1 protein-coding gene is annotated in these 1,363 nt (G+C 54.8%); it reads left to right on the top strand.

What is annotated here, in order from left to right; all coding sequences use genetic code 11:
* The first annotated feature begins 61 nt into the window (after window positions 1-61).
* Entirely contained in the window at window positions 62-1,306 is a 1,245-nt protein-coding gene (ltrA, locus tag ACFOFO_RS18815) for a group II intron reverse transcriptase/maturase (protein ID WP_390323352.1), read from the top strand.
* Window positions 1,307-1,363: the final 57 nt, after the last annotated feature.

Below are 1,363 nucleotides of genomic sequence, written 5' to 3'. Positions count from 1 at the left end.
CGAAGGGGCAGCGTTATCCCGTTGACGAAAGTCACCAACCTGCCATGCGGGGATGAATGACGTGACATCAACAAAACCTTATAGCATTGCGAAACGCACGGTATGGGAAGCGTACCAGCAAGTCAAGGCCAACCGAGGTGCTGCAGGCATCGACGATGAAACCATCGCGATGTTCGAACAGGATTTGTCGAAGAATTTGTACAAGCTGTGGAATCGGATGTCGTCGGGGTCGTACTTCCCGCCGCCAGTCAAGCAAGTAGAAATTCCGAAGGCAAAGGGCGGTACGAGAAAGCTGGGCATCCCGACGGTGTCTGATCGAGTAGCGCAGACCGTGGTCAAGCTCCTCATCGAGCCGATACTCGACCCGATGTTTCATCCGGATTCATATGGATATCGGCCGGGACGATCGGCGAAACAGGCAATTGCCGTCACCCGACAACGGTGCTGGCAATACGACTGGGTGGTCGAGTTTGACATCAAGGCGGCCTTCGATCAAATTGATCATGGCCTCCTGTTGAAAGCGGTACGCACCCACATCAGGGAAGACTGGATACTGATGTATATCGAACGGTGGCTGACTGCACCGTTCGAGGCCGCTGACGGGGAGCAACTGTTGCGAGAGCGCGGTACCCCTCAAGGCGGCGTGGTCAGTCCGATCCTGATGAATCTGTTCATGCATTACGCGTTCGATTGGTGGATACAGCGTACCTATCCACAATATCCGTTTGCCCGGTATGCCGACGATGCGGTTGTTCACTGCCGCAGCCTGAAGCAGGCGGAGGAAGTGATGCAATCCATCGCATTGCGACTGGCGGAATGCGGATTGACGATGCATCCGGAGAAATCGAAAATCGTTTATTGCAAGGATAGTAACCGCACCGCATCGTATCAGCATGTGCAGTTCACGTTCCTCGGTTTTACATTTCGACCGAGGAAGGCATTAAGTAAGCAGCGCCGGATATTTACCAGTTTCCTGCCGGCTGCGAGCGACGATGCCTTGAAGCGGATGCGGCAAGCAGTGCGCGGGTGGAGGCTGAATCGACAGACCCATGTGACACTCCGTGACCTGGCAAAGCTATATAACCCGATGATACAAGGATGGTGGAATTACTATGGAGCGTTCTATCAGACGGCCATGCACAACATCTTTCAGCACATTGATCGCACGCTTGCGCGATGGGCCGGACGCAAGTACAAGGCACTCTCCGGGCGAAGGCGACGCAGTGCTGAATGGCTGCGCAAGATGCAGGACGCCTATCCTGCGTTATTTCATCACTGGCGTGTTATTGGGGCAAAGGTTGGATAACGGGAGCCGTATGACGCGAGAGTGTCACGTACGGTTGTGCGTCCAGCGAAGGCTGGC

Origin of the sequence: Pseudundibacterium arcticum (genome assembly GCF_042646465.1) — a bacterium.
In the GTDB taxonomy this organism is placed as follows: Bacteria; Pseudomonadota; Gammaproteobacteria; order Burkholderiales; family Burkholderiaceae_D; genus Undibacterium_A; species Undibacterium_A arcticum.
The sequence above is the reverse complement of the archived record's forward strand: the minus strand, read 5'-3'. Positions and strand labels throughout refer to the sequence as shown.